This is a genomic window from Clostridium sp. 1001271st1 H5, assembly GCF_005845215.1.
Lineage (GTDB): Bacteria > Bacillota > Clostridia > Lachnospirales > Lachnospiraceae > Enterocloster.
On the sequence record NZ_SPHO01000001.1, the window covers coordinates 260,389 to 279,118 of the forward strand.

The 18,730-nt window shown below is 50.9% G+C and carries 19 protein-coding genes and 1 pseudogene; 14 read left to right on the forward strand and 6 right to left on the reverse strand.

What is annotated here, in order from left to right; genetic code table 11:
* Window positions 1-39: 39 nt before the first annotated feature.
* The 5 genes and pseudogenes from FGS84_RS01080 (at window position 40) to FGS84_RS31930 (ending at window position 3,402) form a co-directional block, all read left to right on the forward strand.
* Window positions 40-1,368, forward strand: coding sequence for a lactate racemase domain-containing protein (locus FGS84_RS01080; RefSeq protein WP_138305898.1), 1,329 nt, complete (start codon window positions 40-42; stop codon window positions 1,366-1,368).
* An 83-nt stretch (window positions 1,369-1,451) separates the two neighbouring features.
* Window positions 1,452-1,988: pseudogene (locus tag FGS84_RS01085) on the forward strand (MATE family efflux transporter); the annotation flags it as partial.
* 55 nt (window positions 1,989-2,043) lie between these two features.
* Window positions 2,044-2,256: an alanine:cation symporter family protein gene (locus FGS84_RS01090; protein ID WP_240305526.1), complete on the forward strand. Its 213-nt coding sequence runs from the start codon at window positions 2,044-2,046 to the stop codon at window positions 2,254-2,256.
* A 52-nt stretch (window positions 2,257-2,308) separates the two neighbouring features.
* Complete coding sequence (gene dsdA / locus FGS84_RS01095; RefSeq protein ID WP_347563756.1) at window positions 2,309-3,184, forward strand: D-serine ammonia-lyase; 876 nt, start codon at window positions 2,309-2,311, stop codon at window positions 3,182-3,184.
* Between the two features lie 11 nt (window positions 3,185-3,195).
* Window positions 3,196-3,402, forward strand: coding sequence for a hypothetical protein (locus FGS84_RS31930; protein ID WP_347563757.1), 207 nt, complete (start codon window positions 3,196-3,198; stop codon window positions 3,400-3,402).
* Window positions 3,403-3,486: 84 nt separating this feature from the next.
* Here FGS84_RS31930 and FGS84_RS01100 read toward each other — a convergent pair whose 3' ends face one another.
* Window positions 3,487-3,915, reverse strand: coding sequence for a VOC family protein (locus tag FGS84_RS01100; protein ID WP_243129798.1), 429 nt, complete (start codon window positions 3,913-3,915; stop codon window positions 3,487-3,489).
* A 127-nt stretch (window positions 3,916-4,042) separates the two neighbouring features.
* Here FGS84_RS01100 and FGS84_RS01105 point away from each other — a divergent pair, with 127 nt between their 5' ends.
* Window positions 4,043-4,951 carry an AraC family transcriptional regulator gene (locus FGS84_RS01105; protein ID WP_138305899.1) on the forward strand — a complete coding sequence of 303 codons (909 nt, stop codon included), beginning with the start codon at window positions 4,043-4,045 and terminating at the stop codon, window positions 4,949-4,951.
* 169 nt (window positions 4,952-5,120) lie between these two features.
* Here FGS84_RS01105 and FGS84_RS01110 read toward each other — a convergent pair whose 3' ends face one another.
* Complete coding sequence (locus FGS84_RS01110; protein WP_138305900.1) at window positions 5,121-5,711, reverse strand: LysE family transporter; 591 nt, start codon at window positions 5,709-5,711, stop codon at window positions 5,121-5,123.
* A 121-nt stretch (window positions 5,712-5,832) separates the two neighbouring features.
* Here FGS84_RS01110 and FGS84_RS01115 point away from each other — a divergent pair, with 121 nt between their 5' ends.
* From FGS84_RS01115 to FGS84_RS01125, 3 genes are all read left to right on the forward strand, one after another.
* Entirely contained in the window at window positions 5,833-6,738 is a 906-nt protein-coding gene (locus tag FGS84_RS01115; protein WP_138305901.1) for a LysR family transcriptional regulator, read from the forward strand.
* 19 nt (window positions 6,739-6,757) lie between these two features.
* Window positions 6,758-7,909 (forward strand): metallophosphoesterase, encoded by a 1,152-nt coding sequence (locus tag FGS84_RS01120; protein ID WP_138305902.1) that lies wholly within the window; start codon window positions 6,758-6,760, stop codon window positions 7,907-7,909.
* 147 nt (window positions 7,910-8,056) lie between these two features.
* A complete protein-coding gene (locus FGS84_RS01125) occupies window positions 8,057-8,869 on the forward strand; it encodes a sugar phosphate isomerase/epimerase family protein (RefSeq protein WP_138305903.1) in 813 nt (270 codons plus the stop codon).
* Window positions 8,870-8,884: 15 nt separating this feature from the next.
* Here the strand turns inward: FGS84_RS01125 and FGS84_RS01130 are convergent, their stop codons facing one another.
* The 3 genes from FGS84_RS01130 to FGS84_RS01140 all read right to left on the reverse strand — a co-directional run bounded on the left by FGS84_RS01130 (window position 8,885) and on the right by FGS84_RS01140 (window position 11,795).
* Complete coding sequence (locus FGS84_RS01130) at window positions 8,885-9,664, reverse strand: nitroreductase family protein (protein ID WP_138305904.1); 780 nt, start codon at window positions 9,662-9,664, stop codon at window positions 8,885-8,887.
* A gap of 207 nt (window positions 9,665-9,871) precedes the next feature.
* Window positions 9,872-11,020, reverse strand: coding sequence for a double-cubane-cluster-containing anaerobic reductase (locus FGS84_RS01135; protein ID WP_138305905.1), 1,149 nt, complete (start codon window positions 11,018-11,020; stop codon window positions 9,872-9,874).
* 1 nt (window position 11,021) lies between these two features.
* Entirely contained in the window at window positions 11,022-11,795 is a 774-nt protein-coding gene (locus FGS84_RS01140) for an acyl-CoA dehydratase activase (RefSeq protein ID WP_138305906.1), read from the reverse strand.
* 263 nt (window positions 11,796-12,058) lie between these two features.
* Here FGS84_RS01140 and FGS84_RS01145 point away from each other — a divergent pair, with 263 nt between their 5' ends.
* The 3 genes from FGS84_RS01145 (at window position 12,059) to FGS84_RS01155 (ending at window position 16,783) form a co-directional block, all read left to right on the forward strand.
* Window positions 12,059-13,642, forward strand: a complete 1,584-nt coding sequence (locus tag FGS84_RS01145) for a diguanylate cyclase (RefSeq protein WP_138305907.1) — start codon at window positions 12,059-12,061, stop codon at window positions 13,640-13,642.
* A gap of 14 nt (window positions 13,643-13,656) precedes the next feature.
* Window positions 13,657-16,251, forward strand: a complete 2,595-nt coding sequence (locus FGS84_RS01150; protein WP_138305908.1) for an EAL domain-containing protein — start codon at window positions 13,657-13,659, stop codon at window positions 16,249-16,251.
* A 133-nt stretch (window positions 16,252-16,384) separates the two neighbouring features.
* Window positions 16,385-16,783 carry a DUF2500 domain-containing protein gene (locus FGS84_RS01155; protein ID WP_138305909.1) on the forward strand — a complete coding sequence of 133 codons (399 nt, stop codon included), beginning with the start codon at window positions 16,385-16,387 and terminating at the stop codon, window positions 16,781-16,783.
* 37 nt (window positions 16,784-16,820) lie between these two features.
* Here FGS84_RS01155 and FGS84_RS01160 read toward each other — a convergent pair whose 3' ends face one another.
* Window positions 16,821-17,168: a hypothetical protein gene (locus tag FGS84_RS01160; protein ID WP_138305910.1), complete on the reverse strand. Its 348-nt coding sequence runs from the start codon at window positions 17,166-17,168 to the stop codon at window positions 16,821-16,823.
* Between the two features lie 231 nt (window positions 17,169-17,399).
* Here FGS84_RS01160 and FGS84_RS01165 point away from each other — a divergent pair, with 231 nt between their 5' ends.
* Both FGS84_RS01165 and FGS84_RS01170 read left to right on the forward strand, forming a co-directional pair.
* The gene (locus FGS84_RS01165; protein ID WP_138305911.1) at window positions 17,400-18,257 is read left to right on the forward strand and encodes a threonine/serine exporter family protein; all 858 of its coding nucleotides are present in this window, start codon (window positions 17,400-17,402) and stop codon (window positions 18,255-18,257) included.
* A complete protein-coding gene (locus tag FGS84_RS01170) occupies window positions 18,254-18,697 on the forward strand; it encodes a threonine/serine exporter family protein (protein WP_138305912.1) in 444 nt (147 codons plus the stop codon). The genes FGS84_RS01165 and FGS84_RS01170 overlap by 4 nt, the downstream gene beginning before the upstream one ends.
* Window positions 18,698-18,730 lie beyond the last annotated feature (33 nt).

Here is an 18,730-nt window from a genome sequence, read left to right on the forward strand (position 1 = left end):
CTGGTCTGGAAGCTGGAGAAACGAAGGGCAGGGGTACATATGAAGAGATATGGAGAAGCTGAGCCGGGTTTTGAAAGGGCTGCCTTTGAGCGCCTGTTGTCGGAGGTGGAAATACCAAGGTTTGCAGAAGTTGAATACAGGGTTGGGTGTCCTGTTCTGGAACAGGTGGAAGAGTCGGTGCGGACCGCGCTTCGGAGGAGCACGGCATTCGGAACCATAAAGGCAGGACAGACCGTGGCGATAACGGCCGGAAGCCGGGAAATTGCTCATATCGTGGAAATCCTACGCACTGTTTCGGAGGAGATAAAACGTTTAGGCGCTATCCCTTATCTGGTACCGGCAATGGGCAGCCACGGGGGTGCGGATGCGGATGGTCAGAAGGCGATATTGGAAGGGTATGGTATTACGGAGGAATCCACAGGAGCAGAATTGCGCTCGTCCATGGAGGTGGTATGTCTGGGAAAAACAGAAGATGGCTTTGATGTGTGGCTGGATGCCTGTGCCATGGAGGCTGATTATATCATACCGGTGGGGCGGATAAAGGCCCATACGGATTTTCGCGGTGCGGTGGAGAGCGGAATTGTAAAAATGATGGTAATTGGGCTGGGAAAACAAAAGGGGGCATCCATCTGCCATAAAATGGGATTTGACCGCATGGGACAGAATCTAATCCGGTTTGCAGAGGTGATTTTAAGGAAAGCGCCAATCCTTTTGGGACTTGGCATTGTGGAAAATGCCCGCCATGAGACTGCCTATATTGAGGCTGTTCCTGCGGGCCGGATTTTAAAGCGGGAGCCGGAATTGCTGAACTATGCCAAGTCATTGATGGTCCGTATTCCGTTTGACAAGATTGACGTGCTGGTAGTCAGCCGGATGGGAAAGGAAATCAGCGGAGCCGGAATGGACCCGAATGTGACCGGAAGGTCGGGCACTCTGGCAGCGGATGTGCCTCATGCCGAAAAGATAGCTGTTTTGGATATCACAGAAAAGTCGGCAGGAAATTCGGCAGGAATGGGAAATGCAGATGTAATAACAAAACGTTTGTATGATAAAATAGACAGGTTCCCTGTATATGTAAATGCCATAACATGCCGTGATACGGCCGGTGCAAAAACACCTGTTGTCATGCCCACCGATAATTTAGCCCTGCGTTTCTGCCTGCACACATGCGTAAGGCGCGATGCCGCCCAAAACGGCCGGATTGTATGGCTGAGAGACACGGCTGACTTAAGCCGTTTTTGGATATCGGAACCATTGCTGTTGGAGGCGGCAAAAGATGAGAGGCTGACTGTGACAGGAGAACCGGGGAAAGTGACGTTTGAGGATACAATGTGCAGCTGTACCAAGGAATCATTCATATATCCGTAAGAATATCGTCAGCTGCCGTGGTGACCGGGGCAGCCCTTAATGTTGTGCTGGACCCTGTTTTCATGTTTGACTGGGGGCTGGGGATGGGAGTGGAGGGCGCTTCCCTTGCCACAACCGTTTCACAGTTTGTCACATGTTTCATCCTTGAATGGTTCTACATAAGCGGACGCTCCATCATAAAAATAAAAAGGGAGTACTTTAGGCCGAAGTGGGAACTGGTTAAAACCGTCACACTCATTGGAATCCCTACGGCTGTCATACAGATTTGTCTTGCGGTTGCCACATCCCTTACCAATATAGCGGCAAAGCCCATGGCAGACGCAGACCTTATTATTGCCGCATACGGCGTGGTGCAGCGCCTGGTGCTGATTGGCTGCTATGTGGTTATGGGGTTCATGCAGGGATACCAGCCGGTGGCCTCCTACTCCTTTGGCGCCAATAAGGAAGAACGGTTCCATGAGTCAGTCCGTTTTGCACTGCGGACATCCCTGATTCTCACCGTTCTGGTGACAGGAATCTATATACTTATGGCCAGGCCGCTCATTATGCTGTTTAACGGGAATCCGGCAGTCATTGATTATGGAGTCAGGCTTTTGATTTCACAGGTGGCTCTTTATCCGGCTTTTGGTTTGTGCTATAATCATGAGCCAGTGGTATTTTGGACATGTGAGTCTCATGTACATAAAAAGCCTGAAGGGGGACTGGTTTTACCGCATGCTGTTTCCTGTATTGATTTTGGCAGGAAGCCTGAGCACGGCAGGAATCGTGTGGTCCATCCAGGACTGCATGCTGGGGCTTTTAATCATTCCCAATGTGCTGGCCCTTTTTAAGCTGTCGCCGGTGGTCATGAGGCTGACCAGGGAATTTTTTAGGGAGAATCATAGGTAACGGGGCACATATACACTTTATATACATTTACGAACAGGAAGGAAATGATATCATGGATTCAAAAATAGAGGCGTACATCAGCCGGATACCTGCATCGGCGGAGGCTGCCGCCGGAAAAGAGGTGCTGTGGATAAATGACAGGGAGTGCCTGGAGAGCGGACAGAGAGAAAAGAAAGTATCCGGAGAGCAGATTGAAGACGCGGCAGTAAGGCTGGCCCGCTTTGCACCTTATCTGGCGGAGGTTTTCCCTGAGACTGCCAGCCGGAATGGCATGATAGAATCGGAGCTTCGGGAAATCCGGGCCATGAGACAGGAACTGAACCAGAAGCGGGGAGCGGGAATCTCCGGAAGGCTGTTTTTAAAAATGGACAGCCACCTTCCCATATCCGGCTCCATAAAAGCCAGGGGAGGTATCTACGAGGTGTTAAAACATGCGGAGGACCTGGCTTTCGAGGCAGGGCTTCTCACGGAAAAGGAGGATTACCGGAAACTGGCTTCCTGTGAAATGAAGGAGTTTTTTGCACGGTATAAGGTTCAGGTGGGGTCTACCGGCAACCTGGGGCTCAGCATCGGCATCATGAGTGCCAAACTGGGTTTTCAGGTAATTGTGCACATGTCGGCAGACGCCAAACAGTGGAAAAAGGATTTGCTGAGAAGCAAGGGAGTCACGGTTGTGGAGTATGAATCCGACTACTGCGCGGCTGTGGAAGAGGGAAGAAAGCGTTCCGGCCAGGACCCCATGAGCTATTTTGTGGACGATGAGAATTCCGTCAACCTGTTTCTGGGCTATGCAGTCGCAGGAGAGCGCCTGAAAAGCCAGCTGGAGGAACAGGAAATCCAGGCATGCTGTATGCTGGTGGGAATGGCCACAGGCGAGCATGACAGGGTCAGTGTCAGGAATTTGAGGACAGAAAACTGTATGAGCTGATGCGCGCGCTTATGAGAACCGAGAATATATTCATAGAACCGTCTGCATGCGCCTCCTTTGCAGCATTCCTGCATCCGGATGAGATGGAAGGATACGTCAGGAAAAAGGGACTCTGTGACTGCTTGGGACAGGCCACCCATATAGCCTGGGCAACAGGCGGCAGCATGGTTCCCCAGGACATGGTGGAAGAGTATCTGAATACATGGATACAGGCTTAATGGGGCTGACATGGACAAAACAGGGCGGATGGCCGAGCGGTCATCCGCCCCTGCTTTCCTGGAATGAATCTGAAGGGGGGCGTATTATGCCACCAATTCAATCACATTTCCTTCCGGGTCAAAGACGCTGCTGCTGTAATAATCCATGCCGTAAAACCCAGGCTCACATATTACTTCGTGGCCTTCCAGTATCAGCTGGCCGGTGAGTTCGTTGACACGTTTCCTGCTTCCTACCCTGAAGGTGAGCCTCACCGCATAAGAAGGCCGGGTTTCCGGAAAGGATGGCATGACGGATGGAACGGCGGGCGATACAGCGGATGGGACTCCCAATGAGCCGTGCTGTTCCGGTATGAGTTTGATTTTTATTCCTCCATCAAAAGACAGGCTGTATACGGGCCTGTCAAAGGGACGTACATCATCCACGACCGCTCCTAAATATTTCACATAAAAATCTTTCATTATCTCCGGTTCCATGGTATGAATGGTAATATAAGCCAATTTCATTTCCATCATCACTCCTTTGAACAAAATACCTTGCATATGTCCTTTTTTTCATTATAATGGAATTATAGAGATATTTGTAATAAAATCACGGCTGAAAATAACAGAATCCTGTCTTTCCGGGAAAGGAGGTTTCGACATGCAGCTAAACTATCTGGAGGTAAACGGTAACCTGGAGGAAGTTACCTGTCATGGCACGCCTGCTTTTCCAATGGAGGTGTACCTGGATGATTTGGATTTGTATCCAAACCGGGTCATACCCTGGCATTGGCATAAGGAATTGGAGCTGGTTTATGTGCTGAAGGGTGACATTGAGTTTCAGACAGGCGGCTGTTCCTATGTGCTCTGCGCCGGGCAGGGCGGGCTCCTGCCGCCTAATATGCTGCACATGGTCACGCCCTATCACCAGCAGCGCGGCAGCGTTTACTGCGCCGTGCTGGCTGACCCTTATCTGCTCCACGGCCTTTCCGGGGGACTGGTGGAAACGCAGTATGTTTCCCTTATTACAGAAACAGAGAGGGATTTCTTTCTGTTTGACAATACCTGTCCATGGCATGGGGATGCATTGTCCTGCATCCATGACATGTATCAGTGTGACTGCAGGCGGCCCAGGGGATATCTGTGGCGCCTGCAGATTCTGCTGCAGAAGATGGGGCTTACGCTGTATGAGAATCTGGATTTAAGAAATAAGCGGCAGCCAGCTTTTTCCGATGTCCAGTACAGGCGGGTCCGTTCCTGCCTGGAATTCATTCACCAGGAGTATGCCGGAAAAATCCGGCTGGAGGATATTGCAAAGGCAGCCAGTGTCAGCACCAGCGAATGCTGCCGGGATTTTAAGGAAATACTGGGGCAGTCCCCTGTGGATTATCTTATTTCCTACCGGGTACGCATGGGAGAGTATCTGCTGACCCATACGGACAAGAGTATCCTGGAAATTGCATTGGCAGCCGGGTTTTCCGGCAGCAGCCATTTTTCCAACACATTTTCCAGGTATATGGGGGACACGCCTCTTTATTACAGGAAAAGAGAACGTGGAATGGTTTATTGAACGGTACCTGGTCAGGGAGGGAGAATCAGTTGCTGACGCAAGGGACAGGCTGAAGCGGGAGAAGGCCCGGTGGCCTCCGCACAGCCAGGTAAAAAGCCAGACCCGGAGGCCTCCGCACCGCCAGGTAAAAAGCCAGACCCGGAGGCCTCCGCACCGCCAAACATAAAAATCAGGCGCCGGACAATACCAGGGTCACGGCACAATACACCAAAACCAGCGCCATAACCAGATTAAAGGGGCGGCAATACTGTTTCAGGAACCGCTGCAGAATGCTTCCTGCACCGGCCCAGGTCATGACTCCTGCCATTCCAATGAACGTCATGCTGACAGCATGAAACAACAGGGAACCTAATCCCGCACCGGACGGAAGCACATAGCCTGTATAGATGGTAATGGCGTACAGGATGATTTTGATATTTGTAAACTCCAGAAAAACGCCTTTCCAGAACGATATCCCGTGGTCTTCGGTTTCTGCGTATGTGCTGCGGGCAACATGTATGGCCAGCCAGACTATGTAGGCGGCCCCCACATACTTAAGGATTTTGGCCAGGGCCGGTACATACCTGGCCAGTTCATAACAGAACAGGGCGCAGAGGACCATTACGCACAGAAAACCGGCTGCAATGCCCAGGAGAACATGTCTGCCTTTGCGCCATCCGTTCCGGCTCACCGCACAGAGGGCAACGATGTTATTGGGACCAGGGGTAAAGGCAGTGACCAGGGAGTAGGGCAGATAGGTCATAATGATTGAAAAATACATTGCTTATTTCCTCCTTTTTCGTTATAATACACGTAAATAATGATTCAATCAAATCAAAAGTTTTAGTGTAATACTTCAAAAGTATTTAAGTATACAGCGATACAAGGAAGAAGGAATTATTGTGGATTTAAAATACCTGAACACATTCCGGACAATCATTGAAGAGGGGAGCTTTTCCAAAGCAGCTGACAAGCTGAATTATACCCAGTCCACCATTACGTTCCAGATTGGCCAGCTGGAACAGGAGCTGTCCTCCTGCCTCTTTGAAAAAATCGGCAGACGTATGGTCCTGACCAAGGCAGGAGAGCATCTGATTCCCTATGTGGACGAGGTGCTGGATTCAGTGAAAAAGCTGCACTGTTTTGAGCAGGATTTGGAGGCGTGCCGGGGAGAGCTTTTAGTGGGAGTGGGAGAAACGCTTCTGTGTTACAAGCTTCCGTCCATATTAAAGGAATTTCACCGTCAGGCGCCCAAGGCCCGTCTTTTCATACGCTCCATGAACTGCTATGATATAAGGGATGAGCTTTTGAAGGGAACTCTGGATTTGGGGGTGTTTTATGAAACGGTAGGAGGCTTTGGCACAGGACTTTGCACCAGGTCCATGGGAGAATATCCTGTTGTTTTAGTTGCCTCGCCCCAGGTTAAACAGTCCCATCCGGATTTTCTGACACCGGACCAGGAGATTCCTGTTCCATTTATCATCAATGAACCCAACTGCATTTTCCGCCAGATATTTGAATCGTATTTACGGGAGAAATCCATCCGCCTGGACCATACCATTGAGCTGTGGAGCATCCCTACCATTAAAAATCTGGTAAAAAGTGATGTGGGTATTTCCTTTCTGCCTGAATTTACGGTGAGGGAAGAACTGGAACGGGGAGAACTGGAGATAGTCAGGACAGATTTGGAGCGTCCGGTTCTCTCGGCAGTATGCGCATACCATAAGAACAAGTGGGTCAGTCCATTGATGCGGCTGTTCATGGATTTGTGTGAAGAAGTGAACTGTCATGAAAGGACAGGGGATTAGGCCTGAAATGGAGTAAAGAATGAAACTGATAAGTCTGTTTACCGCGCTTGCGGTCATAATTGGATTGTTTGCCAATGCAGGGCGGAAATTGTACCAGTGGCTTGGACCGCTTTTTCCGGGCATGGGTTCCCTGGGGTATGGAATTGTCTATGGTCTGGCAGTTACCGGGATTTTGGGAGCGTTTGTTGTCAGCCGTATTCCAAATAGCCATATACCTGCGCCTGTTTTCTATGCTGACCACTATCTCCTTGGATTCATTGTCTACATGGTGATGTTCGTTAATCTGGCGGGATTTCTGGTGTTCCTGGCAGGCGTGATGCGTATTCTTCCGCCGCCCCTGTCCTTCCGGGCAGGCATTGCAGCGGGAACCATACCGCTGTTTCTTTCAGCTGCCCTGTCCGTATATGGGACTGTCCATGGGGCGGTAATACAGATAAAACCCTACGAAGTTCAGATAGGCGGCCGGAATGCAGAAAAGGCTCCGCTGCGGATTGCCCTGATTAGCGACCTGCATCTGGGGTATGTCATAGGAGAACACCATCTTGAAAAGGTCATTGACGCGGTAAATTCCACAAAGCCGGACATTGTCTGTATGGCCGGAGATATATTTGACGGCGATGCCGCTGTCCCGGCTGACCCGGAAGCTCTTAAGGCATTGTTTCTGAAAATGGATTCAGTTTACGGCGTTTACGCCTGCCTTGGAAACCATGATGCAGGTCCAAGCTATGGCCGCATGCTGGAATTCCTCTCAGAAGCAGGCGTTCATGTGCTGCAGGATGAGGCGGTTGTCATAGACGGCCGTTTTGTGCTGGCGGGCAGGAGGGATTCCTTTCCCATTGGCGGGCAGGGGGATAAGCGGGAAAATCTCACGATGCCTGCAAAGGCAGGGGAGCTGCCTGTCATTGTAATGGACCATCAGCCGGGAAATATCCGGGACTATGGGGAAGAGACGGATTTGATTCTCTGCGGACATACACACCAGGGACAAATGTTTCCTTTTAATCTGATTACCAACGCTGTATTTGATGTGGATTACGGATATTACCGGGCATCGGATGCTTCGCCCCAGGTCATCGTTACCTCAGGCGCAGGAACCTGGGGACCGCCCCAGCGGGTTGCCACGGATAATGAGGTGGCGGAAATCCTGGTCATGCTTCCCGCCGGACCGTAAGGATACAGGCGGGAGCAGGGAAAATATAGAATAAGATACAAATAAGGACCTATTCTTTGACGAATTACGTTCTTGTTTTCATAGGGCATTCCTGTATGATGATAGATAATGGTATTCTTGAATACAGACAGAAAGAGGAATATAAAGATGAAAATAGGCGTACGCGCACATGATTACGGTAAACGCGGTATCGAAGAGCTGGCATGCCTTCTGCATGGGGAAGGCTATGACGGGGCGCAGCTGGCCCTTCCCAAGGCATTTAAGGAGATTGGCAGCTATCAGGATATCCGGCTGTCCCACATTGAACGTATCAGAAGGGCATTTGAGGAGAATCAGGTGGAGATTCCTGTGATGGGATGCTATATGGACCTGGGGAATCCCGATGATGAAGCAAGGCAGTATGCAGTGAAGACAATCAAGACATGCCTGAATTACGGAAAGGAAATGGGGGCCGGCGTGGTGGGAACTGAGACAGCTTATGCCCATTTGAACAAGGGTGAGAGGGCTGCCTGGCGTCCCTATATGATGGACAGCCTGAAACGGGTCATGGAGGAGGCGCAGCGCATTGACATGAAACTGGCCATTGAGCCGGTATACTGGCATCCTCTCACGGACCTGGAAACAACCCTTGAAGTAATCCGGATGGTGGACGACCCGGAGCACCTGCGGCTGATTTTCGACGCCTCCAACCTGCTGGAATACCCGGAATTCACGGACCAGGATACTTACTGGAGCCAGTGGCTTGAGGGCATCGGAGCATATATCCATGTAATGCATATTAAAGACTACAGTCTGGGAAAGGACCGTGCATATCAGCCGGAACAGCTGGGAGAAGGCATCCTGCAGTATAAGGAAATCAGCCGATGGCTCCATGAAAACAGACCGGATATGTATCTGCTCCGGGAGGAAATGAATCCGGCAGCCGCCAGGAAGGATATTGAGTTTATGAAGCGGCTGTAGAGGCAGACTGTGGGGTTACAGAAGAATCACATCCGCCGTTCTTCTGGGCGCCGTCCTTTTATATGTGATGTCCGGATATCCCAAAAGGGCACAGGCTTCTATTTTTTTTTCTCCCACGCCCAGCCATTGTAAAACTCTGGGATTCATTTCAGCTGCTCTTCTGAGATAGCCGTTATACAGAAAACCGAGTCCCAGTGAAACACCCATGAGCTCCATGTTCTGGGCAGCCAGCCCGGCATCTATATTGGATTCAGATGCAATGAACAGGACAGCAGGCGCGTTGCGAAAGAGATAATCCCGGGTTGAATCAGCCATATGGGCATTATAAAAGCCGCGGTAGGCCAGGGCTGCTTCCGGGGAGGTGTCCAGAATACGGCCGATTCCATCCCAGATAAGGGTCCTTAGGTATTCCAGTTCCTTCTGGACAAAGATAAAGCGGCAGTCCTGCATGTTCTTGGCCGTGGCGGTGTACCGTCCTGCCTGGACCAGCATGTCCAGGTCCCTGGAGCAGACCGGCGTCTGCTTGAAATTACGCACGCTGCGGCGGAATTTAATCGCCTTAAGAAGCCGGTCCGCATCCAGCCTGGTTTGGGCGGGACTCAGTTCTTCCACATCCTCCATATCATATTCCGGGATGGATACGGCGCTGCATGGACAGACAGCAACACAGTGGCCGCAGAGAATGCAGGCTCCGGATACCTCTGCTTTCCCCTCCTTCAGATGCAGGTTTTCTGCAATACAATCCCCAATACACTGCCCGCAGCCGATGCAGGCGTCTCTGTTTATTTCTACCATATGAATATCCTCCTTTGGTTCTCTGTGTTTCTTTATGTTCCATATGCAAACATACCACATTACAATATACTAAATATTATAACCCAGTGAAAACCACACTGCAATATCGGTTCCTGGATAATATTGCCTGTGGCCGATGGACTGAAAGCCTTTCAGCAGTGAAAAAGGGACAGCCTCCGGAAAAGAGCCTGTCCCTTTATTATCAAATTATAGCATCTCTATGAAAGCAGCCATCCTGGTATTCAGCTGTCCCACGTCGGCCTGGGAATAATCTGTCTCCACAACGGTATAGGGGAGCCCCTTTTTGTCCTTCACCAGCTTGCGGACCAGGGAGGTTTCCACGTTGTAGGTGTGGCATGCCTGAAGCACCAAATCTACCACTCCATCCACATGGAAATCGTCTATGAGCCTGTCCAGCAGTTCCATACGCCTGGGGTTGGGGGACATACAGGAACACCCGATGTTCAGGTACTTCCTGGCCAGGGCATCGTATACGTCAGGATTGTCCTCGTCGATGGGGTCCAGGGGCTTCATGCCGGAGCAGTTCTCAAAGCAGACCACCACGCCGCCGTTATCCTCAATGGCGCGCACCACCTTAAGGGCAGCGCCGCCGGACGGGGAACCGGTCACAAGGATTCTGGCTCTCCGGCCTATGTTCTTTCCCTGGGCGTATTCGGCCTCAATCTTATCCGTAATGGCATTGACCTCCTCTGCCAGGGTGTCGATTTTCATCTTAAATCCAGTGCCGTAGACAATGTTGACAATATCCAGTCCAAGGGCAGGAGCCGGGTCCAGGGCCATGACGTACTGGAGGCGGTTCAGGGCCGCGAGAATCTGGTTTCGGTTATGTATCTGGCTGCGGATGGCATTCTCTGTAATGACTGTGCCGAATTTCTCTTCCAGCACCTCCTTGAACCGTATCAGTTCCTGGCGGTACAGACCGATTCCAGCCTCTGTCTGGCAGTTGGGCAGCTCAATAACATGGACGGGCTTGAACTCAGCCAGCATCTCGTACATCTTCTTTTTGCCGTCGCAGGTTGTCTCGCCTACAATCAGGTCGGAAAAATAAAAGAAGGGACATTTATCCGTCTTGGCAAAGCCATAGCTGGACTTGATGAGGGGACAGAGGTTTCTGGGCAGGTCCTTTTCAGCATCGGGTATGGTCTCATCTGTAACAGAGCAGAGGCCCACAACGGAGGCGCCCATGGCATTGGGAATTTCCCTGGGAAGATAAGTACAGAATACACCTACCACAGGTATGCCCTCCTCCTTTAATTCTTTTATGGCAAGAAATGAGTTCTTCCTTGCATCTGCAAACTCTTCAAATATCTCAGGCAATTCTTTTTTCAGTTCCATGTTAGCTTCTGCTCCTTTTCTTTAGTTTCCCATATCCCAGGACGGCAGCGCCGACGGCGCCTGTATATTGGGAGAGTGGATGAGTGGTTATGCGGGAGGTTTTCATATATTCTCCCAGTACGGACCGCATGACCCCGGACTGTGCCAGACCTCCTGAGAAAAAGATGTCAGGATGTCCGCCGGTCAGGCGCTGGGCAAAGATGGCGGTCCTGTGGCAGATAGAGTGGACGCATCCCAGGACAATATCCCCCGGCGGGGTCTCCTGGGCCATCAGTCCTACAATCTCGCTTTCCGCAAAGACAGCGCACATACTGTTGATGGGGACCGGGCGGCACCCGCGGACGAACTCGTCCAGATGTGAGATATCACTTCCTACCCTGGCCATTATCATCTCCATAAACCGACCGGTGCCGGCCGCACATTTGTCATTCATTAAAAAGTCATTTACCTGGCCGTGGCTGTTCAGTGTAATGACCTTACAGTCCTGTCCGCCGATATCAATGACCGTGTCGCAGCCGGGAGCCAGATAGGAAGCGCCTGCGCCATGGCAGGTGATTTCCGTGATTTTTGCATCTGCCTCTTTTAAAAGTTTCCGGCCATACCCGGTGCTTACCACAAATCCGGTGTCTTCCGTGTAAAGCCGGTCATAAATGTCCCTTACTATCTCTCCCGGACGCATGGAGGTGGGAAGCATGTGGCATCCGACCACATCATTACCGTCGAACAGGACCCCCTTGGTCATGGTTGAGCCTGAATCAATTCCTAGACTAAACATACAAACTCCCTTATTTTTCGCTTTTATACCTATTTGAGTATAAGTAACCGGGAAAAAATAGTCCAATTGATATTCTGAATGGAACTTGATTTGGGATTGAAAAAATATATAGGTAAAGCAGCTGTATTCCAATCTCCGTCTTTGCATGGGGCGCTCATTAAACCGCTGTTTGGCAAATTTTGTTGATTAAAGATTTTGCTTATGCTACAATTAATTAAATATACATTTGAGCAGAGCTTATGTTCCATGGGGGAGGGAAACATATGTACCGATGCAGGATGAAGATAGCTATTTTCAGTAAGGAGGACATGCTCTCTGAGCTGGTCCGTTCTCTTGAACCATTGGAACATTTTACACATGAGATTACGGTGCTGCCTGAGGCAAATCAGGAAATCATGAGGGAGGGACGGCTGGTCATATGGAATCTGGATGACCCGGTGCTTCCCTCAAAGCTGCGTTCCCAGTGCGGAGAGGACGCCGTATTCATATTCTGCGGCAGCCGCCAGCGGATTGGTACACTGCCGCCAGAGGAGCTTGAGGCAGCGGATGAGTTCTGGGAGACGCCTCCTGGCAGGAATTATATTAAGGTACGTCTGATGCGTATAATGGAACAGATTAAGCTGCGTTATGATTACTATATGACGCGGACCTATCTGGACACGGCCATTGACAGCATACCGGACATGCTATGGTTCAAGACGCTGGATGGGATTCATGTTAAGGTCAATAAGGCGTTCTGCTCCGTGGTGGGAAAGAGCAGGGAGGATGTGACCGGACAGAGGCACTGTTATATATGGGGTGTTTCGCCGGATGACTATGAGAACGGGGAGGCATCGTGCAGGGAGTCGGAGGATGCGGTTATAAAGGCGCGCCGCACACTGCAGTTTACAGAATCGGTAAAGGGGGCCCACGGAATGCGCCAGCTGCGCACCTATAAGTCCCCCATCGTGGACAGGGACGGGGTTACGGTTCTGGGCACAGTGGGAATCGGCCATGATGTGACGGACCTGGTCAACATGAGCGCTGAGATAGAGATTCTCCTGCAGAGCATGCCCTATGCCATTCTTCTGTGGGATAATAACGGGAAAATACTCAATGCCAACAGGAAATTTGAGGAATACTTCAGGCTTCCCAGGGAAGAGGTCATAGGACAGGATTATGATGAGTGGCTGGCAGGTGCGTTTGAGGAACAGCGCTTCATCAACAGTGAAGGATATGTGGAAGCGCGGGTATCCCATGGGGATGGGACCGGTAAGATGCTGGAGATTCATGAAAACTCTGTCTATGACGTGTTCAATCATGTGGCGGGAAAGCTGTGTATTTTCCGTGATGTGACGGTGGAACGGGATTTGGAGAAACAAATCCGTCACAGCTCCAATACAGATTTTCTGACAGGACTTTATAACCGCAGATGCTTCTACCAGTATATCCATAACAACTGGGGCAGCAGGACGGTCAGCCTGATGTACATTGACCTGGACCGGTTCAAGGAAGTCAATGATACATACGGCCATAAGGTGGGGGATGCGGTTTTAGTACACACAGCGGATGTGCTCAGGGATTTTTTTAAAGATGACTTCGTGGCCCGCCTGGGCGGGGATGAGTTTCTGGTGGTCCGCCTGGGAAAATGCTGCATGGACCAGCTGAAGCAGGAGGCAGAGGCTTTTTTGAAGGAAATGAGTACAGCGTTCCAGGCAGCGGAGCAGACCGTTGCCCTGTCAGCCAGCGTAGGGATAGCCCAGAGCAGCGATTCCCAGATGGACATAGACGCGCTTCTCCAGCGCAGTGACCAGGCCCTTTACCAGGCAAAGAAAGAAGGCAGGTCCAGATATTGCGTATACAGATAAAAGGGGATAAGGACATGATATCACAAAAACAAATTTTAATTGTGGAAGACAATGAAATTAACCGGATGCTGCTGAGAGAAATATTGTCTGCGGACTATCAGGTCATGGAGGCTGAAAACGGTCTGGAAGCCCTTTCTGTCCTGAAGGAGCATGGGGATGTGATTTCGCTGATTCTGCTGGACATAACCATGCCTGTTATGGATGGATATACATTTCTTTCAATCATGAAGGAAGACCCGGTTTTTTCTTCCATCCCGGTCATTGTGACCACCCAGAGCGACAGCGAATCAGATGAGGTGGCTGCCCTTTCCCATGGCGCTTCGGATTTTGTAGCAAAACCCTACAAACCCCAAATCATACTGCACAGAGTGGCAAGTATCATTAACCTGCGTGAAAATGCAGCCATGGTCAACCAGTTAAAGTACGACCGGCTGACCGGTCTCTACAGCAAGGAATTTTTCTTCCAGAAGGTGAAGGAGGAATTGGCCCGCCATCCGGAACGGGAATATGATATTATCTGCTCTGATATTGAGAATTTTAAATTGGTCAACGATGTATTTGGCCTTCCAGCCGGTGACAGGCTGCTGCGGGAGGTGGCTGAATTCTATCAGTCCCAGGTAGGGGACAGGGGGATTTGCGGCCATTTCAACGGGGACCAGTTTGCTGTACTGCTGGAGCGCAGATGGAAGTATACGGATGAGATGTTCATGGAGGCCACGGCCCAGGTCAATGTTCTTCCCAATGCAAAGAATGTGGTGGTAAAATGGGGAATCTACTCCATTGAGGACCGCACCATTCCTGTGGACCAGATGTGTGACAGGGCTCTGCTGGCTGCCTGCGGTATAAAGGGGCAGTATGGGAAATATTTTGCCATGTATGATGACCGGCTGCGCAGCAGGCTGCTGCGGGAACAGGCCATAACGGAGTGTATGGAGTCCGCGCTGAGGGAGGGGCAGTTTGAGATTTATCTTCAGCCCAAATACAGTGTGAAGGAAGAACTGCTTTCAGGGGCTGAATCCCTGATACGCTGGAATCACCCTGAATGGGGGCTTCAGTCTCCGGGGCAGTTTATACCTCTTTTTGAACAGAATGGTTTCATTACCCAGCTGGACCAGTATGTGTGGGACCAGACATGTGCAGTCCTGAGAAAGTGGGAAGACCTGGGATATCCTGGGATTCCTGTTTCCGTCAATGTGTCCAGGGCGGATATCTATAACGTGGACCTTCCTGAAATCCTGTGGGAGACAGTCCATAAATATGGCCTGCCGCCCGCCCGCCTTCACCTGGAGATAACGGAAAGCGCATATACGGAAAATCCGTCCCAAATCATTGAGGTGGCAGGAAGACTGCGGGAACTGGGGTTCATCATCGAGATGGATGATTTCGGCAGCGGCTACTCCTCCCTGAACATGCTCAATAAGATGCCCATTGACATCCTGAAGCTGGATATGAAGTTTATCCAGAATGAAACGGAAAAGCAGGCAAGCCAGGGAATCCTGCGGTTTACCATGGGCCTGGCCCGGTGGATGGACCTGAGCGTGGTTGCGGAGGGCGTGGAAACCAGGGAACAGTTTGAACAGCTGCGGGAAATCGGCTGCGACTATGTACAGGGGTATTATTTTGCCAAACCCATGCCCTGCAGGGAGTTTGAAAAGCTGATTAAGGTACAGCCGGAGCAGCCGGCCATGGAATCGTCCCCGGAGGAAGCCGCCTTTTTTGAAAAACAGCGGCCGGTGCTTTTGGTTGCAGACGAAGACCAGGCCTATTGCAGGGAAGTGCGCAGGATATTTGACGGCCAGTATCAGATTGTGGAGGCAGCGGACGGAGAGAAGGCCCTTGCCTGCATTGCCAGCTATGAGAATAAGATTGGGGCAGCCATTATCAGCCTTACCCTGTCGGGACCGGATGGATTTCAGATATTGGAGATGCTTCAGAGGGAGCGGGCGGTGTGGAACATACCCGTTATTGCCACTTCATGGGATGGAAGCATGGAGGAACAGGCTCTGGGGATGGAGGTGGATGAATTCCTGCACAAGCCGCATACAGGAGCCGTACTGGAAATGCGTACCATGAGGGCCATGCGGTCAGCAGCCACCAGGGAACGGGAGCGTATGCTTAAGAATGATGCCTGCAGGGATTATCTGACCGGACTTTTGAACCGAAGGGGCCTGGAGGCAGCGGTGGATGCTCTGGACGGTAAAGACATGCCGTTGGCTGTGTATCTCTTTGATTTAGACAATTTAAAGTATATCAACGATACATTCGGCCATGTGAGAGGTGACCTGACCATATCAGCCTTTGCTGAGCTTCTGAGGAACCAGACACGGGAAAGCGATATATTATCCCGTTTTGGCGGCGATGAATTTGTGGTTATCATGAAGCAGATGAAATCAGGGAAAAGCGCTGTGAGAAAAGGGGAGGACATATGCAGGAGCATTCGGGAATATCCCTTTGCCGATAAGATTCCGGCCTATTGTTCTGCCGGTGTGGTGATATGGGACACCAGAGAGCCCCTGCCGGTCATACTGGAGTATGCGGACCAGGCCCTGTATCGCGCCAAGGCAGAAAAAAAAGGCGGATGCTGTCTGTGGGGAGAAGGGGAATGGTGATTTTCCACCAATCAAATCCGGAACCCTTTCCTGCGTATGGAAATATTTAGGTTATATTAAGTAAAATGTAACATTGTCGTCATGCATATGTGGTAATATGGGGGTATACAACGGAAAAGAGAGGTGGATGTTTATGTACATGGATTCCTTTTTCTGGGGAGGCGGTTTTGAAATCATGTTTACCCTGGTGTTCATAACCATCATTGGAATCTTTGTGGTCACAGCAGTGAAGGGCCTGGGCCAGTGGAATAAGAATAATCAATCTCCCAGGCTGTCGGTAACAGCCTCCGTGGTCTCCAAGCGGACCAATGTCAGCCGCCACAGCCATCCCAATGCAGGGGATGCCACAGGAGCACACGGTTTCCATTCCACCACATCCACCAGCTATTACGTGACATTCCAGGTGGAGAGCGGTGACCGGATGGAGCTGTCCATGACCGGAACGGAATATGGAATGCTGGCAGAGGGGGACCGGGGAAAACTGAGCTTCCAGGGAACCCGCTATCTGGGATTTGAGCGGCAGAGGATTTAGGTCCGGCCGCTTCTTGTTTTACGGTCCGGCCTGTCTGCTATACGCCATAGTGAATCATGTAGTTCCCGCCGCGGATGGCTTCACGGATTTTGTCTGCGAGAAGCACAAGATTCTCATCCGTGCTGAGACGCGGGTCCGACAGCACGATATCCTGGAAAGCGGGCAGTGATTTGGGCGGGATTAAGGTCACGCCCCATCTGGCCAGGCCTGTGGCGGGCCGGTCCATGTTGTGGAAATACGTCTGCATCACGGAAAGGGCCGGCTGCCAGCTGTCTATATATTCATCATCTGAAATCCAGATACATCCGTATGTTTCGGGCTCGTATCCGGAATAATCTTTTGTAATGTCTATTTTGTCTATGATTCCGAATTCTGCTTTTATCATGACTGATTTCCTTACCTGAATCTGTTTTGTATTATTATACTCCTGATACGGCTGCGCCTCAATGAAATATTTAAATATTGGAAGTACGTGATTGCTGCGGTAAGAAGCCCATATGATATTGGGCATGATATATGAACTTCATGTTGTAAGCATTTCCATGGGATGATAAAATGAGAAAAACAACTGGAAATAACAGAATGGACTGGCTCTGTATCAGGAGGAAATGAAACCATGGGAGTTGAACATAAGAGAAACAGGCAGGAGCAGGCAGTACAGGAGCAGGCAGTACAGGAAAAAAATAACCATGAAGAAACCGTCCGGGAAAAGGAAGTAATGGAGGTTTCCCTCCAGGCAGGGCATCTGCTTCTGGAGAATGGGGCCGAAATATCCCGGGTGGAGGAGACCATAGAGCGGATATGCCGTTATTACGGCGTCTGTTCCGGCAATGCTTTTGTGCTTACCAACGGCATTTTTGTCACTGTGGGAAGCGGGAAGGAGCCTGATTTTGCCAAGGTGGAGCACATTCCGGTGAGCGGTACCCACCTGGACCGGGTGGCGGCTGTGAACCAGCTGTCCAGGGAGATAGAAGCAGGCAGATACACGGTCAAAGAAGCGGCTGAAAGGCTGGAGGGCATAAGGAATATGCCGGGCAAGCCCAAAGCCATGCAGGTGCTGGCGTCAGGATGCGGCAGCGCGGCCTTCTGCTGCCTGTTCGGAGGCAGTATGTGGGACAGCATGGCTGCGCTTATGGCCGGCATTCTTTTGTATATCTATGTGCTGTATGTCAGCGCGCCCCATCTTTCAAAGATTGTGGGCAATATAAGCGGGGGAGCCCTGGTGACAATCCTCTGCAGCGCCATGCATCTGGCCGGAATCGGACAGCATCTGAACTACATGGTGATTGGCTCCATCATGCCCCTGATACCCGGGGTTCCGTTTACCAATGCAATCCGGGAAATAGCGGACAGCGATTACATTTCCGGTTCCGTGCGCATGATGGATGCACTGCTGATTTTTTTCTGCATTGCCATTGGCGTGGGCGTTGGATTTTCACTGATTGGGTGGATGACAGGAGGTGCATTGTTATGATATTACAGGTATGTGCGGCCATGGTGGGCACCATTGCATTTTCACTGCTGTTCGGGGTGCCTGGAAAATATTATATCCGGTGCGGCCTCATCGGAGGCGCCGGATGGGCAGTGTATGTGCTGGCCGCAGGACATGGCAGCGGGGCAGGCGCTTCCTTTGCCGCCACGGTGGTGGTTATATTCCTGTCCAGGGCAGCGGCGGTAATAAACCGCTGTCCGGTCACTATTTTTCTCATATCAGGCATATTTCCCCTGGTTCCGGGGGCTGGCATATACTGGACCGTCTATTACCTGGTGACAGAACAGCTGAAGCTGGCTGTGTATACAGGATATGAGGCCGTGAAGGCAGCGGTGGCCATTGTGCTGGGCATTGTGTTTGTGTTTGAGCTGCCCCAGGGGATATTCCGGCAGATAGCCAAGGCATTCATTAAAATTCCATAAAATTCTCATGAATGTTGGCGCTCCAACACTTGG

Excerpts from the sequence above, each read along its gene's own strand:
- FGS84_RS01080 (WP_138305898.1), top strand. The coding sequence starts at position 40 with ATGAAGAGATATGGAGAAGCTGAGCCGGGTTTTGAAAGGGCTGCCTTT.
- FGS84_RS01090 (WP_240305526.1), top strand. The coding sequence starts at position 2,044 with ATGTACATAAAAAGCCTGAAGGGGGACTGGTTTTACCGCATGCTGTTT.
- dsdA (WP_347563756.1), top strand. The coding sequence starts at position 2,309 with ATGGATTCAAAAATAGAGGCGTACATCAGCCGGATACCTGCATCGGCG.
- FGS84_RS31930 (WP_347563757.1), top strand. The coding sequence starts at position 3,196 with ATGAGAACCGAGAATATATTCATAGAACCGTCTGCATGCGCCTCCTTT.
- FGS84_RS01100 (WP_243129798.1), bottom strand. The coding sequence starts at position 3,915 with ATGATGGAAATGAAATTGGCTTATATTACCATTCATACCATGGAACCG.
- FGS84_RS01105 (WP_138305899.1), top strand. The coding sequence starts at position 4,043 with ATGCAGCTAAACTATCTGGAGGTAAACGGTAACCTGGAGGAAGTTACC.
- FGS84_RS01110 (WP_138305900.1), bottom strand. The coding sequence starts at position 5,711 with ATGTATTTTTCAATCATTATGACCTATCTGCCCTACTCCCTGGTCACT.
- FGS84_RS01120 (WP_138305902.1), top strand. The coding sequence starts at position 6,758 with ATGAAACTGATAAGTCTGTTTACCGCGCTTGCGGTCATAATTGGATTG.
- FGS84_RS01125 (WP_138305903.1), top strand. The coding sequence starts at position 8,057 with ATGAAAATAGGCGTACGCGCACATGATTACGGTAAACGCGGTATCGAA.
- FGS84_RS01130 (WP_138305904.1), bottom strand. The coding sequence starts at position 9,664 with ATGGTAGAAATAAACAGAGACGCCTGCATCGGCTGCGGGCAGTGTATT.
- FGS84_RS01135 (WP_138305905.1), bottom strand. The coding sequence starts at position 11,020 with ATGGAACTGAAAAAAGAATTGCCTGAGATATTTGAAGAGTTTGCAGAT.
- FGS84_RS01140 (WP_138305906.1), bottom strand. The coding sequence starts at position 11,795 with ATGTTTAGTCTAGGAATTGATTCAGGCTCAACCATGACCAAGGGGGTC.
- FGS84_RS01145 (WP_138305907.1), top strand. The coding sequence starts at position 12,059 with ATGTACCGATGCAGGATGAAGATAGCTATTTTCAGTAAGGAGGACATG.
- FGS84_RS01150 (WP_138305908.1), top strand. The coding sequence starts at position 13,657 with ATGATATCACAAAAACAAATTTTAATTGTGGAAGACAATGAAATTAAC.
- FGS84_RS01155 (WP_138305909.1), top strand. The coding sequence starts at position 16,385 with ATGTACATGGATTCCTTTTTCTGGGGAGGCGGTTTTGAAATCATGTTT.
- FGS84_RS01160 (WP_138305910.1), bottom strand. The coding sequence starts at position 17,168 with ATGATAAAAGCAGAATTCGGAATCATAGACAAAATAGACATTACAAAA.
- FGS84_RS01165 (WP_138305911.1), top strand. The coding sequence starts at position 17,400 with ATGGGAGTTGAACATAAGAGAAACAGGCAGGAGCAGGCAGTACAGGAG.
- FGS84_RS01170 (WP_138305912.1), top strand. The coding sequence starts at position 18,254 with ATGATATTACAGGTATGTGCGGCCATGGTGGGCACCATTGCATTTTCA.